Below are 16506 nucleotides of genomic sequence, written 5' to 3'. Positions count from 1 at the left end.
CCTGCGTTCCGGCGTGACGACCGTCCGGCCGGCCCCCGTCGGGATGACCGCCGTGATGATCGTGGTGGCTTCCGTCGTGAGGGTGACCGTCCCGCCCACCGCCGTGATGACGAGCGTGGCGGCTACGGGCGTCGTGACGACCGTAGGGACGGCGACCGCGGCGGCTTCCGCCGCGATGACCGTGACCGTGGTGGACGTCCTGCGTTCCGGCGTGACGACCGTCCGGCCGGCCCCCGTCGGGATGACCGCCGTGATGATCGTGGTGGCTTCCGTCGTGAGGGTGACCGTCCCGCCTACCGCCGTGATGACGAGCGTCCCGCCTACCGCCGTGATGACGAGCGTCCCGCCTACCGCCGTGATGACGAGCGTCCCGCCTACCGCCGCGATGGCGAGCGTCCTGCCTATCGTCGTGATGACGAGCGTCCCGGCTACGGGCGTCGAGACGACGAGCGCGGCGGCCATGGGCGTCGTGATGACGACCGTGGTGGCTCCGGGCGTCGCGACGACCGCCGTGAGGGGGACCGCGGTGGCTACGGCCGCCGTGACGACCACCGTGGTGAGCGCGGCGGTTTCGGCGGACGTGATGACCGGCGCGACGATCGGCGCGACGACCGCGGTGGTTTCCGTGGGCGCGACGACCGGCGCGGCGACGACCGTGGTGCCCGCGGTCCCCGGCGTGAGGACCGCGGGGGACGTCCCGGCGGCTTCCGTGGCCGTGACGACCGGCGCGACGACCGCCGTGACGACCGACGTGGCGGCAGCCGCTTCCGTGAGGAGCGGGACCGGGACCGTGAGCCCATCAAGCGTCTGCCGATCCCGCAGGACGTCACCGGCGAGGAGATCGACAGCGACGTACGGCAGCAGTTGCAGAGCCTGCCGAAGACGCTCGCCGAAGATGTCGCCAGGAACCTGGTGATGGTCGCCCGGCTGATCGACGAGGAGCCCGAGCAGGCGTACGGGTACTCCAGGGTGGCGCTGCGCCTCGCGTCCCGCGTCGCCGCTGTGCGTGAGGCGGCCGGATTCGCCGCGTACGCCAACGAGAAGTACGGCGAGGCGCTCGCCGAATTCCGTGCCGCCCGGCGTATGACCGGGAGCATCGAGCTGTGGCCCCTCATGGCGGACTGCGAGCGCGGCCTCGGCCGGCCCGAGAAGGCGCTCGACATGGCCGGTGCTCCCGAGGTGCACAAGCTCGACAAGGCGGGCCAGGTCGAGATGCGGCTCGTCGCGGCCGGTGCACGCCGGGACATGGGGCAGCTCGACGCCGCCATCGTGACCCTGCAGAGCCCCGAGCTCGCGTCCAACTCCGTCCAGCCGTGGACCGCACGTCTGCGGTACGCGTACGCCGACGCCCTGCTCGCCGCCGGGCGGGAGAGCGAAGCGCGCGAGTGGTTCGCCAAGGCCGTCGAGGCCGACAAGGACGGCAGCACGGATGCCTCCGACCGGCTGGCCGAACTGGACGGGGTGGAGTTCGTCGACGCGCTTGACGAGAGCGACGACCGCTCCTCGGACGAGGGCGAGCACGAGGACGGCGAGGCCGCCGAGGCCACCGAGGCCGCCGAGGAGGCGGAGAACGCGGAGATCGCCGAGGACGGACACCACGGCGAGTCCGAGGACGAGAAGGACGAGGGCGCCGAGGGCTGACCTCCTGGACGCGTGACGGGGCGGGATCCTGCCCCGTCACGCGTCTACACCCGGATCAGGCGGATCAAGGCACCGCGGGAGGCGTCAGCGTCCGCAGCACCAGCCCGGACGCCGGCTTGGGCCCGAAGGACGTCGACTTTCGGGGCATCGTCACGCCCTGCCGGGCCAGCTCCCGTACGACGTCTTCACGGACCGGGTGCAGCAGCACGGCCGTTCCGCCGTCGCGTTCCGCCTTCTCCACGGTGGCGGCGGCGTCGTGGATGTAGGCGATGTGCTCCGGCGAGTCCTCGGGGATGTTCCAGACGTTTTCGAGGAGCGTGGCGTGCAGGACCGTGGCGTCCAGGGTGCGCCAGGCCAGCGGCTGGTCCGCCGGGACCGTGCGGGCCAGAAGCTCCGGGGACGGCTGGTCGAGCAGATGGAAGGCGCCGTCGCCCGCGAGGAGGAACGCGTTGCCGGCACAGGCAGCGTCGGCGAGCGTGTCCAGGGCCTGGGTCAGCGAGACGCGCAGCTCGCGCACGTGGAACAGCCCCGTGACGGCGGACAGCGCGTCCGCCACCGGCAGCCGGTGCAGCAGGCGGTGGATCGCGCGGACCCGGAGCGGATAGCGGACGGTGTCCACGAGCAGGACCAGGCCGTAGTCCCAGGGGCTGGGGGAGGTGTGCTCCGCGCGTAGACGCAGATATGTCGCCCAGCGGTGATGTCCGTCGGCGATCAGGGCCTGGTGCCGCATCAGGTCCGTCCGGATCTCGGCGAGCTCGGCGGGGTCCGTGACGGCCCAGAGACGATGGCTGAAACCGTCTTCTGTGGTGGTGCACAGCAGTGGCGGACGCTCGGCCGTGCGTTCGATGATGGCCGTCGCGCCGGTTCCGGACCCGTTGCCGCGGTAGGTGAGCAGCAGCGGTTCGAGATTGGCGGAGGTCGCGCGCATCAGGGCCGCGCGGTCGGCGACCACGTGCGGCATCACGTCCTCGTGGGGGAGGACTACGCCGTCCGAGGGATGCGATACGCGCAAGGCGCCGATGATCCCGCGCTGCAGCAGTCCGCCGCCGCGCTGCTCGTACACGTAGAGGCCGGGCTCGGCGTCGACCGTCAGAATGCCCTCGGCCAGCCAGCGGTGCAGGGTCTCGGCTGCCTGCTTGTTGCGTGCCTCCGGATCGGATGCCTGCGGAAGGATCAGGCGCACGATGTTGTGCGGATCGGCCGATTCGAGCTGGTGCAGCCCGTCCGGCCGTACGACGACGTCGTACGGCGGCGAGGTGACGGCGGCGAGGCTGCCGACGCGGTCGGGGTCGTAGCGCAGCCCCCGGAAGGGGGCCAGCTCCAGACCCGTGTGCGCCGGTACGTCCCCGGGACCTGCAGTGTTCATTGATGCATCGTAAGTGTGTCAGTGCCATGAGCGATGATCGGGGGAAAGCGAACGAACGAGGAGCGATGCGTAATGAGCCAGAGCGTCCGGACGCGGCCGGAGGGCAGCGCGCGACCCCTGAGCGAGGCCTACGACACGGCGCTGCTCGATCTGGACGGGGTGGTCTACGCGGGTGGGCGGGCGATCGCGCACGCCGTGGAGTCGCTCGGAACCGCCCGCACGGGCGGCATGCACCTGGCATACGTCACGAACAACGCGCTGCGGACCCCCGATGCGGTGGCCGCGCATCTCACGAAGCTGGGGATAGCGACCCAGGGCTCGGACGTCATCACCTCGGCGCAGGCGGTCGCCCGGCTGATCGGCGAGCAGGTGCCCGCCGGGTCCCGGGTGCTGGTCGTGGGCGGTGAGGGGCTGAGGGTCGCGTTGCGGGAGCGAGGGCTTGTGCCCGTCGAGTCGGCCGACGACGAGCCGGCCGCGGTCGTGCAGGGCTACGGCGGGCCCGAGCTGCCCTGGGGCCGGTTCGCGGAGGCGTGCTACGCCATCGCCCGAGGGGTGCCGTGGTTCGCGTCCAACACGGATCTGACGATTCCGAGCGGGCGCGGTATCGCGCCCGGCAACGGTGCGGCGGTGGAGGTCGTGCGGATGGCCACGGGTGCCGAACCGCAGGTTGCGGGCAAGCCGCAGCCGCCCATGCACCGGGAGACGATCCTGCGGACCGGCGCGGAGCGGCCGCTGGTGGTCGGGGACCGGCTGGATACGGACATCGAGGGCGCCTTCAACGGCGGGGTCGACTCGCTGCTCGTCCTGACGGGGGTGACGGACGGCGCTCAGCTGCTCGCCGCGCCGGTGCACCACCGGCCGTCCTATGTCGACGCCGACCTGCGCGGACTGCTGACCGGGCAGCCGGAGGTCGCGACGGCGGGTGACGGGTTCCGTTGCGGCGGCTGGACGGCGACGGCGGGGGATGGGCGGCTGGAGCTGGAGGGCGACGGGGCGTCCCTGGACGGGCTGCGGGCGCTGTGCGCGGCGGCCTGGACGGCGGCCGGTGAGGGTTCGTGCGAGCTGGAGGGCGGGAAGGCGCTGGCGCGGCTGGGCCTGTGAGCCGTGCGGCAGGGCCGGGGGGTGCGGACGCGGGATCGAATCGGCAAGCCAGGGTAGGCTAACCTAACTTCGTGTTGGTCGACAGTCCTCCCGAACCACGCGCGGAGACCGCCCCCGCGCCCCCAACCCGCCGGGCGATACGGTCCCTTGGGCTCCTCCTCTCCCTCGCGGTCCTGGCGCTCGTCGCGCTGACGAGCATCGCGATCGGGGCGAAGGGCCTGTCCCCTGAGCAGGTCTGGCACGGTCTGTTCCACGACTCGGGGACGTACAACGATGTCGTGGTGGCGGACCGGCTCTCGCGTACGGCCCTCGGGCTGCTCGCCGGCGCCGCGCTCGGGCTCTCCGGCGCCGTGCTCCAGGCGCTCACGCGCAACCCTCTGGCCGACCCGGGACTCCTCGGCATCAACGCCGGCGCGTCCGCCGCGGTCGTCACGGCCATCACCTTCTTCGGTGTCACGAGCCTGAGCGGCTATGTGTGGTTCGCCTTCGCCGGTGCGGCGGCCGTGGGCGCCCTGGTGTGGTTCCTCGGCGGGAGCCGCGGCGCCACACCGGTCAGGCTCGCACTCGCCGGGACCGCCATCAGCGCCGCGCTCTACGGCTATCTCCAGGCCGTCATGATCACGGACGACGCTGCGCTCGACAAGATGCGCTTCTGGACCGTCGGTTCTCTCGCCTCGGCCACCGACACGACCATCACCCAGGTCCTGCCGTTCCTCGTGTCGGGCACGTTCCTCGCCCTGGGCCTCGCCAGGCCGCTGAACGCCGTGGCCATGGGCGACGACACCGCCCGCGCCCTCGGAGCCGGCCTCAACCGCACCCGCGCCCTGTCCATGGTCGCCGCCACCCTGCTGTGCGGGGCCGCGACAGCCGCCTGTGGGCCGATCGTGTTCGTCGGGCTGATGGTCCCCCACGTCGTACGGTCCTTCACCGGCCCCGACATGCGCTGGATCCTGCCGTACGCGACAGTCCTGTCCCCCGTGCTGCTGCTCGGCGCCGATGTCCTCGGCCGTGTCGTCGCCCGGCCCGCCGAAGTCCAGGTCGGCATCGTGACCGCGGTCATCGGCGGCCCGGTCTTCATCTTTCTCGTACGGCGGCGGAGGACGACGCAGCTGTGAAGACCACCGGTACGTTCCACCGCTCCCGCACCCTTCGCGCCCCCGGCGGGCTCTCCCTGCGCCTCGACGTCCGCGCGGTCACCGTCGTCGTGCTGCTCCTGGCCGTGACGCTCGCCGCGAGCGTCGTGCTCATCGGCACGGGCGACTTCCCCATCCCGGCCGGGGACGTCCTCAGGACCCTGGCCGGGAACGGCAACGCGGGCCAGGAGTTCATCGTCACCGAGCTGCGGCTGCCGCGCGCGCTCGTCGGCCTGCTGGTCGGTGCCTCGCTCGGACTCGGCGGCGCCCTGTTCCAGTCCGTCTCCCGCAACCCGCTGGGCAGCCCCGACGTGCTCGGCCTCGGGCAGGGCTCGACGGCCGGGGCCCTGGTGATGATCGTGCTGTTCTCCGGAAGCGCCGCCCAGGTCGCCCTGGGCGCGCTCGTCGGCGGCCTCGTCACCGGTCTGGCCGTCTATCTGCTCGCCTGGAAGCAGGGCGTGCACGGGTACCGGCTGGTCCTGGTCGGCGTCGGCGTCTGCGCGATCGCCACGGCGGTCAACGGCTACCTGCTCACCAAGGCCGACCTGGTCGACGCGGCCCGCGCGTACTTCTGGATGACCGGATCCCTGGCCGGACGGGACTGGGACCAGGTCTGGCCGTTGCTCGTGCTGTGCGCCGTCCTCGTACCACTCGTTCTCGGCAACGCCCGGGGACTGCGGATGCTGGAGATGGGCGACGACGTCGCGTACGCCCTCGGCGTGCGCGTGGAGCGCGTACGGCTGCTGTTGACGGTGTCCGCGGTGCTGCTCACCTCCGGTGCCACGGCCGCCGCCGGCCCGGTCGGGTTCCTCGCGCTGACCGCACCCCAGCTCGCCCGGCGCCTGACCAGGTCGCCCGGCCCGAACCTCGTCCCCTCCATGTTCATGGGCGCCGCCCTGCTGATCGTCGCGGACTGGGCCTCGCAGTGGGTCTTCGGAGCGGACCAGTTGCCCGTGGGTGTGGTCACCGGGTCACTCGGCGGTGTCCATCTGCTGTGGCTGCTGGTCACCGAACGCAGGGCGGCCCGCATATGAGCCCCCTGAGCAGCGCCCAGGGCGGCGGTGCGGAAACGAACGACAAGAGGAGCACCGTGAACCGTCTTCGCGCCGAGAAGGTCACCCTCGCCTACGAGGAGCGCGTGATCGCCGAACGGTTGTCCGTGGAGATCCCCGACAACTCCTTCACCGTGATCGTCGGCCCGAACGCGTGCGGCAAGTCCACGCTGCTGCGCGCCCTGTCCCGGATGCTCAAGCCGTCCCAGGGGCGGGTGCTCCTCGACGGCCAGGTCATCCAGTCGATGCCGGCGAAGAAGGTGGCGCGGACGCTGGGCCTGCTGCCGCAGTCCTCCATCGCGCCCGACGGGATCACCGTCGGCGACCTCGTGGGCCGTGGCCGCTATCCGCACCAGGGGATCCTGCGCCAGTGGTCGAGCGAGGACGAACGAGTCGTACAGGAGTCGATGGCACAGACCGGCGTCGCGGAACTGGCCGACCGCTACGTGGACGAACTCTCCGGCGGCCAGCGGCAGCGCGTCTGGATCGCCATGGCGCTCGCCCAGCAGACCCCGCTGCTGCTGCTCGACGAGCCGACGACCTACCTCGACATCCAGCACCAGATCGATGTGCTGGACCTGTGCGCCGAACTGCACGAGGAGCAGGGGCGCACGCTGGTCGCGGTGCTGCACGACCTCAACCACGCCGCGCGGTACGCCACCCACCTCATCGCCCTGCGCGACGGCGAGGTGATCGCCGAGGGCGCCCCCGGCGACATCGTCACCGCCGCGCTGGTCGAGGAGGTCTTCGGGCTGCGCTGCCAGGTCATCGAGGACCCCGAGACGGGCACACCGCTGGTGGTGCCGGCGGCACGCGCGGGACGCGCCCGGGTTCCGCTCGAGGAGGCGTCCTGAGACGCACCGCAGTCCTGAGATCTACAGGAGCTTTCTGAGGCGGAACAGGTCGAGAACCGCCGCCTCCAGCTTCACCCTGCCCGAGGCCCAGGCCTTGGCGAAGTTCAGCCGGCCGTCGACCATCGCCACCAGGTCGTCGCCCGCCATCGCCAGTCTGATCTGAGCCTTCTCGCGCGGCGCCCCCTGAATCGTGTCGAGCACCTCGATCCGGCCGTCCTCGAGACGACCGACGAACGTGATGTCCAGGTCGGTGATACGGCAGCTGAGAGAGCGGTTGAGGGCCGCGGCGTCGCGCACGTCCCCTTCAGCGCCCGCCAGATTGTCCGAGAGCTTGTCGAGTGCGCTGCGGCACTCCTCCATCGTCGCCATCGTGAGCGACGGTACCCCAGTGCTTCCCGGCGCTTCGAGGTAGCGTCGGGGCATGAACGACTCTGTGTCCGAGGCCGAGGCCGAGGTCCCGGCGGAAGCGGCGGCAGTGGAGCCGGACGGTCCGGACGGCCTCCCGCACGAGCCGGAGGACGACCCCGCCGCGCCCTCGCCGCTGTACGTGCCCCGCACCCCCACCGGCAACGCCGACGTCGACGCCCAGCTCGAGCGGCTGGCCGATGCCGACCACCTCGCCACCGACGGGCACATGGAGGTGTACGAGGATGTACACGGGGGGCTGCGCGACGCGCTGACCGCGCTCGACGCCCGCCCGGGACCTCCGGCGCCCCCCTCGCCCGACCGATACAGGAGCTGAACCGAACGTGTCAGGAGTCGCACGCCGCCGTCTGGACGCGGAGCTGGTCCGCCGGAAGCTGGCGCGTTCGCGCGAGCATGCCGGCCAGCTGATCGTGGCGGGCCGGGTCACCGTCGGCAAGACCGTCGCGACCAAGCCCGCCACCCAGGTGGAGACCGCGGCGGCCATCGTCGTCGCCCAGGACGACAGCGACCCCGACTACGTCTCGCGCGGCGGGCACAAGCTCGCCGGTGCCCTCGCGGCCTTCGTGCCGCAGGGGCTGGAGGTCGGGGGCAGGCGGGCGCTGGACGCCGGAGCGTCCACCGGGGGCTTCACCGACGTCCTGCTGCGCGCGGGCGCCGCCCGTGTCGTCGCCGTCGACGTCGGATACGGACAACTCGCCTGGTCTCTGCAGAGCGATGAACGCGTCACCGTCAAGGACCGTACGAACGTGCGCGAGTTGACGCTCGAAGCGATCGATGGGGAGCCTGTGGATCTTGTCGTGGGGGATCTGTCGTTCATCCCGCTCGGACTGGTTCTGCCCGCCCTGGTGCGGTGCACGAAGCCGGACGCCGATCTGGTGATGATGGTCAAGCCGCAGTTCGAGGTGGGGAAGGAGCGACTGGGCAGCGGCGGTGTCGTGCGCAGCCCGCAGCTGCGCGCGGAGGCCGTGTGCGGAGTGGCCGCACGGGCCGCGGAACTGGGGCTCGGCGTGAAGGGCGTGACGGCCAGCCCGCTGCCCGGACCGTCGGGCAACGTCGAGTACTTTCTGTGGCTGCGAGCCGGAGCACCCGCACTGGACCCGGCCGACGTTGACCGTGCAGTGGCGGAGGGGCCGCGTTGACACAGAACCGAGCTCGTACTGTTTTCCTGCTCGCTCACACCGGGCGGCCCGCGGCGATCCGCAGCGCGGAGCTTGTGGTGAAGGGGTTGCTGAGCTGCGGGATCGGGGTGCGCGTCCTGGAGGCGGAGGCGGAGGACCTGCCGCTGCCGGACGAGGTGGAGCTGGTCAAGGAGGCCACCCCGCAGTGCCTTGACGGCTGCGAGCTGCTCATCGTGCTCGGTGGTGACGGCACACTGCTGCGCGGCGCCGAGTTCGCCCGTGCCTCCGGGGTGCCGATGCTCGGCGTCAACCTCGGCCGGGTCGGCTTCCTCGCGGAGGCCGAGCGCGACGACCTCGACCGGGTCGTGGACCGGGTCGTGATGAAGGCGTACGAGGTCGAGGAGCGCATGACCGTCGACGTCGTCGTGCACAAGAACGGCGACATCGTGCACACCGACTGGGCGCTCAACGAGGCGGCCGTGCAGAAGGTCTCCGCCGAGAAGCTCCTGGAGGTCGTCCTGGAGATCGACGGGCGGCCGGTGACCGGCTTCGGCTGCGACGGCATCGTGTGCGCCACGCCCACCGGGTCGACCGCGTACGCCTTCTCCGCGGGCGGGCCCGTGGTGTGGCCCGAGGTGGAGGCGCTGCTCATGGTGCCGATCAGCGCGCACGCGCTGTTCGCCAAGCCGCTCGTGACGTCGCCGGACTCCGTGCTTGCGGTGGAGGTGCAGCCTGATACCCCGCATGGGGTGTTGTGGTGCGATGGCCGCCGGATGGTGGAGTTGCCCCAGGGGGCGCGGGTCGAGGTGCGGCGGGGGGCCGTGCCGGTGCGGTTGGCCCGGTTGCACCATGCGTCGTTCACGGATCGGCTGGTGGCGAAGTTCGCGCTGCCCGTGTCCGGGTGGCGGGGGGCGCCGCACTGAGGGTGCGTCGTCCCTGCGGGTGCGCGGGGGTTTTGCGCAGTTCCCCACGCCCCTGTCGTGTTCCGCCGGCGGTGCGTTGTTCGTCTGCGGGCTTGCTGTGGCTGGTCGCGCAGTTCCCCGCGCCCCTGGTCGGTGCTCCTTGGGGTGCGTTGTCGGGTGCGGGTTGGTTGTGGGGTTCTGCGCAGTTCCCCGCGCCCCTGTCGCAGTTTCCCGCGCCCCTGACGCGCGTGCTTCGCGCGCATGCCGCGGGGGTGTGGGGCGGCATTCCCGTCGCAGTCCCATCCCTCGGCGGGGTGATATGGGGTGGTCGGGGTGGTTCCTTCACCTGCGGGTTCAGCCCAGGGGGGCGGGGGCCGTCGCACAGTCGGTGGCTGACCTCGTATGGTCTTGTCCGTGTTGGAGGAGATGCGGATACGGTCGCTCGGAGTCATCGATGACGCGGTCGTCGAGCTGTCGCCCGGCTTCACCGCCGTGACCGGTGAGACCGGTGCGGGGAAGACCATGGTCGTCACCAGCCTCGGCCTGCTGCTGGGCGGACGGGCCGACCCGGCGCTCGTGCGGATCGGGGCGAAGAACGCGGTCGTGGAGGGGCGGATCGCCATGCCCGACGGCGCCTCCGCCGCCGTACGGGCCGAGGAGGCCGGAGCCGAGCTCGACGACGGGGCGCTGCTGATCAGCCGTACGGTGTCCGCCGAGGGGCGGTCCAGGGCGCACCTGGGCGGGCGTTCCGTGCCCGTCGGCGTGCTCGCGGAGCTGGCCGACGAACTGGTGGCCGTGCATGGGCAGACCGACCAGCAGGGGCTGCTCAAGCTGTCCCGGCAGCGGCAGGCCCTGGACCGGTACGCCGGTGACGCGGTCGCCGTGCCGCTCGCCAAGTACGGGGAGGCGTACCGGCGTCTGCGGTCCGTCTCCGCCGAGCTGGAGGAGATCACCACACGCGCCCGGGAACGGGCCCAGGAAGCCGACATGCTGCGCTTCGGGCTCGATGAGATCGCGGCCGTCGAGCCGCGGGCCGGTGAGGACGTGGAGCTGGCCGAGGAGGCCGAGCGGCTCGGGCACGCGGAGGCGCTCGCGTCCGCGGCGACGGCCGCGCACGCCGCGCTGGCGGGCAATCCGGAAGACCCCGAGAGCGTCGACGCCGCCATGCTGGTCGCGGGAGCCCACCGGGCCCTGGAAGCGGTGCGGTCGCACGACCCGGCGCTGGCGGTCCTCGCCGACCGGATCGGCGAGATCGGGATCCTGCTCGGTGATGTGGCCGGTGAGCTGGCCGGTTACGCCGACGACCTGGACGCGGACCCGCTGCGGCTCGCGGCCGTCGAGGAACGGCGCGCGGCGCTGAACGCGCTCATCCGGAAGTACGGCCAGGACGTGGGTTCCGTCCTGGAGTGGGCCGAGCAGGGCGCCGCACGCCTGACCGAGCTCGACGGCGACGACGACCGGATCGAGGAGCTGACCGCCGAGCGGGACGGGCTGCGGGCCGAGCTGGGAGGGCTGGCGCAGGCGCTGACGGACGCCCGCGCGGAGGCCGCCGAGCGGTTCGCCGCCGCCGTCACGGCCGAGCTGGCCTCCCTCGCCATGCCGCACGCGCGCGTGTCGTTCGAGATCCGGCAGACCGAGGACCCCGAAGGCGTCGAGGTCGGCGGACGCACGGTCGCGTACGGGCCCTCGGGCGCCGACGAGGTGGAACTGCTGCTGGCACCGCACCCCGGCGCGCCGCCGAGGCCCATCGCCAAGGGTGCCTCCGGCGGTGAGCTCTCCCGTGTGATGCTCGCCGTCGAGGTGGTCTTCGCGGGGACGGATCCCGTGCCGACGTACCTCTTCGACGAGGTCGACGCGGGCGTCGGCGGCAAGGCGGCGGTCGAGATCGGCCGGCGTCTCGCACGGCTCGCGAAGACCGCGCAGGTCGTGGTCGTCACCCATCTGCCACAGGTGGCGGCGTTCGCCGACCGGCAACTGCTGGTGGAGAAGACGAACGACGGCTCGGTGACCCGCTCCGGTGTGAAGGTCCTCGAGGGCGAGGACCGTGTCCGGGAGCTGTCCCGGATGCTGGCGGGACAGGAGGACTCCGAGACGGCCCGGGCGCACGCGGAGGAACTGCTGGCGACGGCGCGGGCGGACGGGTAGGGGGCCGCCCGGCGGGCCCCACAACGCCCCCGCTTCCTGGCATGCTTGGCTTGCCCGGCGCATACGCCGAGCGTTTCGTGCGGTCCACCCCCGCCGCGCGATCCTTCTGTACGTTTCTTCGTGACCGTCCGACGCCGAACCAGGAGCCCCGGCCACGTGAGCCTTGCGAGCAGCCACTCACCGCACGGCCGGTCGCCGCTGCGCACCGTGCAGGTGCTCGGCGGAGGAAGCGCCGGCAGCAGCGCCCATGTGCGCACGCTGACCTCGGGGCTGGTCGCCCGGGGCGTGCAGGTCACCGTGTGCGCCCCCGTCGAGGCCGAACGCACCTACGACTTCACCGGCGTCGGCGGCCGTCATGTCCCCGTGCCCCGCAGCACGGACCCCTCCGCCCTGGCCGCGCTGCGCATCGCCTGCGGCGAGGCCGACCTGGTGCACGCGCACGGGCTGAACGCAGGACTGCGCGCCGCGCTCGCGCTCAGTGGCCGCCGCGTCCCGCTGGTCGTCACCTGGCACACCAGGGCGCACGCCGGGGGCGCCCGCGCCCCTCTGCTGCGTCTGCTCGAACGGCGCGTGGCCAGGGCCGCGTCCGTGGTCCTCGGTACGTCGTCCGATCTCGTCGACCGGGCCCGCCGGCGGGGCGCCCGGGACGCCCGGCTCGCCGCCGTGTCCCTGCCCGGGCCCCGGATCTCCGTCGACGGCGACGACGAGGACCGGCCGAGCCCCAAGGTCCGCGCCGAACTCGGTGTCACCGACCGTCCGTTGCTCATGGCCGTCGGCAGCCTGGACCGGCATCGCGGGTACGACGTACTCCTGGACGCCTCGCGCGACTGGTGCGGCCTCGATCCCCAGCCGCTGGTCGTCATCGCGGGGGAGGGGCCGTTGCGGACGGTGCTCCAGCGGCGTATCGAGGACAAGGGGCTGCCGGTGCGGCTGGTGGGGCGGCGCGAGGACGTCGGGGAACTGCTCGCCGCAGCGGATCTGGCGCTTCTGCCCAGCAGTTGGGAGTCCCGGTCCGTGCTCGCCCAGGAGGCCCTGCAAGCGGGCGTGCCGCTGGTCGCCAGCGATGTCGGGGGCATGCGGGAACTCGTGGGTGACGCGGCGGAGCTGGTGCCGTACGGCGACGCGGGGGCGCTGGCCGCTGTGGTGGTGGGGTTGCTCGGGGATTCCGCTCGGCGGGAGGAGCTGCGGCGGCTCGGGGTTCGGCAGGCTGCCGGGTGGCCGACGGAGGACGAGACTGTGGCGCAGGTGCTCAGTGTCTACGACGAGTTGACACGGGTTGTGCCGTACGCGTAGCGCTGCGCGCGGCCTTGGGGGGTGTTGCCCGGGGGTGCGGTCTTTTGCGCAGTTCCCCGCGCCCCTGGTCGGTGCTCCTTCGGGTGTGTTGTCGGGTGCGGGTTGGTTGTGGCTTGTCGCGCAGTTCCCCGCGCCCCTGGCCGGTGCCCGTCGGGGTGCGTTGTTGTCTGCGGGTTCGTCGTGGGGCTTTGCGTAGTTCCCCGCGCCCCTGTCGAGCGGCTGCTCCCCGTGGGGCTGTCAGGGGACGTGGCGGCGGGCTTGTAGGGCCAGGCTCAGGGTGAGGACCGTTTGGGGGTCGTCCAGGTCTGTTCCCAGGAGTTCGCCGATGCGGGCCAGGCGGTTGTAGAGGGTCTGGCGGTTCAGGTGCAGTTCGCGGGCCGTTTCCGCCTTGCGGCCAGCGTGGGCCAGGTACGTCTCCAGCGTGGGCAGCAGCGGTGGCTTCGAGCGGTGGTCGTGGTCGCGCAGTGGACCGATCGCACGGTCCACGAAGGCCGCCAGGTCCGGATGCTCGCGCAGCCGCCACAGCAGGAGGTCGATGTCGAGGCGCCGGGCGTCGTACCAGGGGTGCTCCGGCAGCCCCTGCGCCGCCGTCGCCGTCGCCGCCGCGTGCCGCAGACCCGCCGACGCCGCCGTCCAGCCGCCCGCGGCGGCGACCACCACGACCGGAGGCCGGGTGCCGGGCCGGTGCATGCCAGCGCGCTCCACCCCTGCCCGCAGCGCCGCGGCCACCCGGTCGGCGACCGCCGAGCGCTCCGTCTCCGAGCGCAGCCCCAGCAGCAGCGGCACCCGGCCCTCCACCGGCCGTACGCCCAGCAGAACCGGTACGCCCACTGAAGTGAGTTCCTCCGCGACCGCCCGTGCCAGGACCGCCCAGCCCCCGCTGTCCGGAGACAGCCCGTCCGCGAGGCGCATCACCACCGGCAGCAGCGGGCCCGCTCCCGGTTTGAAGCCCAGCACCCGTGCCTGCGCGGGCGCGTCCTCGGCGGTGATACGGCCCTCGGCCAGATCGGTGAGGAAGTCGCCCCGCCCGCGTGCCGCCAGCTCCTCCTCCTGCCGAGCCTGCATCAGGACCACGGCGAGGATGCCCGCGGCACGCTCGGCGGCCATCCGGTGCACCGGCACCACCGGCGCGCTGACCGGCAGCAGCACCAGCCGGGCCCGTACGGAGCCCGCACCCGGTCCGCCGCCGGGGACGTCCACGAGGGTCGTCCCGGCCGGGGGCTCGTCCTGGTGCTGGGCGCGCAGTCCCTCCCACACCTGGAGCGGGTCGGTGTCCGCGGGCCCCGTCCCGGCGGCGTACAGCAGCTGGCCGTCGGGGGTCTCCAGGAACACCGGGTTGCCGCAGAAGTCCGCCAGGATGCCCAGGACCTGCGGCACCCCGCCTCCGCCGAGCAGCGCCTGGGTGCAGCGGCGGTGCACCTCCTCGGCCCGCTGGAGCAGCGCGTAGTGGCCGTTGACGATCTCGGTGTGGATCTCCTCGGTGACCGTCACGAACGGGACCTCGCGGTGCAGCTGCACGAGCGGCAGCCCGGCCGCGCGGGCGGTCTCGACGAGGGCGGCGGGCAGCCGGGTGAAGCGCGGGCCCAGCTCCACCACCAGGGCCGCGATGCCGCGCTCGGCAAGGGTGCGCACGAACGCGCGCTGATCGGCGGGACGGGTGCCGAGGCCGTAGCCCGTGGTCAGGAGCAGCTCGCCGCCCTTGAGCAGCGAGGCGATGTTAGGGACCTCGCCCGCGTGCACCCAGCGCACCGTCCGGTTGAGCCGGTCGGCGCCGGCCAGCACCTCCGGGAGCCCGCCGCGCAGCCCGGGCAGTTCCAGGGCCCGCTGCACGGTGATTCCGGTGCCCTGCGTGCCCTGAGGTGCGAAACGGCTGTCCATGCGGTGACGCTACCTGTGCCGGGGCCCCGGGCGCACCGCCGGGCACGGGTCAGGCGGGCGTGACGTTGTGGTTGTACCGGAGCACGTTGTCCGGGTCGTAGCGCCGTTTGACGCGGGCCAGCCGGTTGAGGTTCTCGGTGCCCAGGCCCGCCACCACCCGGTCCCTGCCCTCGTCCCCGATGAAGTTCAGGTAGACCGCGCCGGTGCTCCAGGGCCGGACGTCGGCGCGCACGTTCCTGACCCACCCGAGGGCCTGTCCGTCGTCCGCCGGGTCCTCCCAGACGCCGAAGGGGTGCACCGTCCAGTCCGCGTCCCGGTAGGGGACCGGGTATTCGGAGGGCCCGCTTGCGATCGCGCCTCCCTGGGGGAACAGCACCTGCTGGGAGGGGGAGGGGACGGGCATGGAGGGGGCGCGGGCGCAGAAGACGTCGACCAGTTCGTCGGGCAGTCCGGTCACGTACTCGGCCGACCAGTGGTTGCGCAGCCCGGGCGGGATGTCGAGCATGCACTGCAGGTCGGCGTACGGCATCGCGGAGACCGTCTCGGCCTCGTGCGGCAGGGCCAGCAGCGGCCGGGCGAGCGCCCGCAGGCCCTCCTCACCGCCCACGTATGTGACCAGGACGGCGCACAGCAGCGTTCCCACCAGGTGCCCGGGGACGAACGGTTCGGGCGGGCCCGTGATGTACAGCGCGGCGCCGCCCACCTCAGGCGGTCCGGTGGCGATGATGTCGCGGTAGGCCCGCACCGCCTCCGGGCCCGTCTCGGGCGGGAACATGAGCAGTGCCACGGAGAACTCGTGCAGCTCGTGCAGCTTGAGCGTGAGCGCGGTGGCGACGCCGAAGTTCCCGCCGCCGCCGTGCAGGGCCCAGAACAGCTCGGGATTCTCCTCGGCGGTCGCGAGGACCGTGGAGCCGTCCGAGGTCACCAGTTCCACGCCGAGCAGGTTGTCCACGGCGAGGCCGAAGGGCCGGTCCAGCCAGCCGCTGCCGCCGCCGAGCACGAAGCCGCCGACGCCGGTGGTGGAGACCCGGCCCCCGGTGGTGGCCAGACCGTGGGGCTGGGTGGCGCGGTCCAGATGGCTCATCACGGCGCCGCCCTCCACGCGCACCGACGCGGACCCGGGATGGACCGTGACCTCGTGCATCCGGCGCAGGTCCACGACCAGGCCGTTGTCGTTCAGTGCCATGCCCGCCACGCTGTGGCCGCCGCCGCGGACCGCGATCTTCAGATCCAGGTCCCTGGCGAAGCGCACCGCCCGGACCACGTCGGCCGCCCCCTCGCACTGGGCGATCACGGCCGGGTGGCGGTCGATCAGGGCGTTGAAGACGGTGCGGGACTCGTCGTAGCCCGGGTCACCGGGGGCGAAGACCTCGCCGGCCAGGTCCTCGCGGAGCGCGGCGAGCGCCGCGCCCGCCTTCGACGAGGGAGCCATGACAGCCGACCCCTTCCATCGACAGGACACGGCCGAAGAAACACGACCGACGGGTCACATCTGCCTTCAGCCTAGACGAGTCTGTCCAAATACGGTCAGTGATCGAAGGCGGTCAGTGAGCGGCTGACCGCCTGGCCGGTCTGGAAGTTGTGCCAGATTGCGGCT

Annotated in this window: 15 protein-coding genes and 1 pseudogene; 11 read left to right on the top strand and 5 right to left on the bottom strand. The window is 72.6% G+C overall.

The annotated features are described in order from the left end of the window. Positions 1-462: pseudogene (locus tag ABZ845_RS31010) on the bottom strand (hypothetical protein); the annotation flags it as partial. On the opposite strand from ABZ845_RS31010, the gene ABZ845_RS31005 reads away from it, so the two are divergent. Both ABZ845_RS31005 and ABZ845_RS31000 read left to right on the top strand, forming a co-directional pair. Further along, entirely contained in the window at positions 461-916 is a 456-nt protein-coding gene (locus ABZ845_RS31005) for a hypothetical protein (RefSeq protein WP_360986559.1), read from the top strand. The pseudogene ABZ845_RS31010 and the gene ABZ845_RS31005 overlap by 2 nt on opposite strands. Then, a complete protein-coding gene (locus ABZ845_RS31000) occupies positions 808-1641 on the top strand; it encodes a hypothetical protein (RefSeq protein ID WP_360986556.1) in 834 nt (277 codons plus the stop codon). The genes ABZ845_RS31005 and ABZ845_RS31000 overlap by 109 nt, the downstream gene beginning before the upstream one ends. Before the next feature lie 64 nt (positions 1642-1705). Here the strand turns inward: ABZ845_RS31000 and ABZ845_RS30995 are convergent, their stop codons facing one another. Next, positions 1706-3007 carry a DUF1015 domain-containing protein gene (locus ABZ845_RS30995; protein ID WP_360986553.1) on the bottom strand — a complete coding sequence of 434 codons (1302 nt, stop codon included), beginning with the start codon at positions 3005-3007 and terminating at the stop codon, positions 1706-1708. 72 nt (positions 3008-3079) lie between these two features. On the opposite strand from ABZ845_RS30995, the gene ABZ845_RS30990 reads away from it, so the two are divergent. From ABZ845_RS30990 to ABZ845_RS30975, 4 genes are all read left to right on the top strand, one after another. Continuing rightward, entirely contained in the window at positions 3080-4108 is a 1029-nt protein-coding gene (locus ABZ845_RS30990) for an HAD hydrolase-like protein (protein ID WP_360986550.1), read from the top strand. 71 nt (positions 4109-4179) lie between these two features. Then, entirely contained in the window at positions 4180-5223 is a 1044-nt protein-coding gene (locus ABZ845_RS30985) for an iron chelate uptake ABC transporter family permease subunit (protein WP_360986546.1), read from the top strand. After that, positions 5220-6275 carry an iron chelate uptake ABC transporter family permease subunit gene (locus ABZ845_RS30980; protein WP_360986543.1) on the top strand — a complete coding sequence of 352 codons (1056 nt, stop codon included), beginning with the start codon at positions 5220-5222 and terminating at the stop codon, positions 6273-6275. The genes ABZ845_RS30985 and ABZ845_RS30980 overlap by 4 nt, the downstream gene beginning before the upstream one ends. Beyond that, a complete protein-coding gene (locus ABZ845_RS30975) occupies positions 6272-7147 on the top strand; it encodes an ABC transporter ATP-binding protein (RefSeq protein ID WP_360986540.1) in 876 nt (291 codons plus the stop codon). The genes ABZ845_RS30980 and ABZ845_RS30975 overlap by 4 nt, the downstream gene beginning before the upstream one ends. Before the next feature lie 21 nt (positions 7148-7168). Here ABZ845_RS30975 and ABZ845_RS30970 read toward each other — a convergent pair whose 3' ends face one another. Further along, positions 7169-7516: an SCP2 sterol-binding domain-containing protein gene (locus tag ABZ845_RS30970; protein WP_360986537.1), complete on the bottom strand. Its 348-nt coding sequence runs from the start codon at positions 7514-7516 to the stop codon at positions 7169-7171. Between the two features lie 52 nt (positions 7517-7568). Here ABZ845_RS30970 and ABZ845_RS30965 point away from each other — a divergent pair, with 52 nt between their 5' ends. The 5 genes from ABZ845_RS30965 to ABZ845_RS30945 all read left to right on the top strand — a co-directional run bounded on the left by ABZ845_RS30965 (position 7569) and on the right by ABZ845_RS30945 (position 13031). After that, positions 7569-7889 carry a hypothetical protein gene (locus tag ABZ845_RS30965; protein WP_360986534.1) on the top strand — a complete coding sequence of 107 codons (321 nt, stop codon included), beginning with the start codon at positions 7569-7571 and terminating at the stop codon, positions 7887-7889. A 7-nt stretch (positions 7890-7896) separates the two neighbouring features. Then, on the top strand, positions 7897-8712 hold the full coding sequence (locus ABZ845_RS30960) for a TlyA family RNA methyltransferase (RefSeq protein ID WP_360986531.1): 816 nt from the start codon (positions 7897-7899) through the stop codon (positions 8710-8712). Continuing rightward, a complete protein-coding gene (locus ABZ845_RS30955; protein WP_360986528.1) occupies positions 8709-9614 on the top strand; it encodes an NAD kinase in 906 nt (301 codons plus the stop codon). The genes ABZ845_RS30960 and ABZ845_RS30955 overlap by 4 nt, the downstream gene beginning before the upstream one ends. Positions 9615-9995: 381 nt before the next feature. Continuing rightward, complete coding sequence (gene recN / locus ABZ845_RS30950; protein ID WP_360986525.1) at positions 9996-11738, top strand: DNA repair protein RecN; 1743 nt, start codon at positions 9996-9998, stop codon at positions 11736-11738. Between the two features lie 156 nt (positions 11739-11894). Beyond that, complete coding sequence (locus tag ABZ845_RS30945) at positions 11895-13031, top strand: glycosyltransferase family 4 protein (protein ID WP_360986521.1); 1137 nt, start codon at positions 11895-11897, stop codon at positions 13029-13031. Positions 13032-13268: 237 nt separating this feature from the next. Here the strand turns inward: ABZ845_RS30945 and ABZ845_RS30940 are convergent, their stop codons facing one another. Both ABZ845_RS30940 and ABZ845_RS30935 read right to left on the bottom strand, forming a co-directional pair. Next, positions 13269-14909 carry a PucR family transcriptional regulator gene (locus ABZ845_RS30940; RefSeq protein WP_360986518.1) on the bottom strand — a complete coding sequence of 547 codons (1641 nt, stop codon included), beginning with the start codon at positions 14907-14909 and terminating at the stop codon, positions 13269-13271. Between the two features lie 49 nt (positions 14910-14958). Next, positions 14959-16341, bottom strand: a complete 1383-nt coding sequence (locus tag ABZ845_RS30935) for an FAD-binding oxidoreductase (RefSeq protein WP_360986515.1) — start codon at positions 16339-16341, stop codon at positions 14959-14961. Between the last annotated feature and the right edge of the window lie 165 nt (positions 16342-16506).

This window comes from Streptomyces sp. NPDC047022, from assembly GCF_040644155.1.
Lineage (GTDB): Bacteria > Actinomycetota > Actinomycetes > Streptomycetales > Streptomycetaceae > Streptomyces.
Note: the sequence above shows the minus strand (reverse complement) of the source record. Positions and strands in the feature narration are given on the sequence as shown.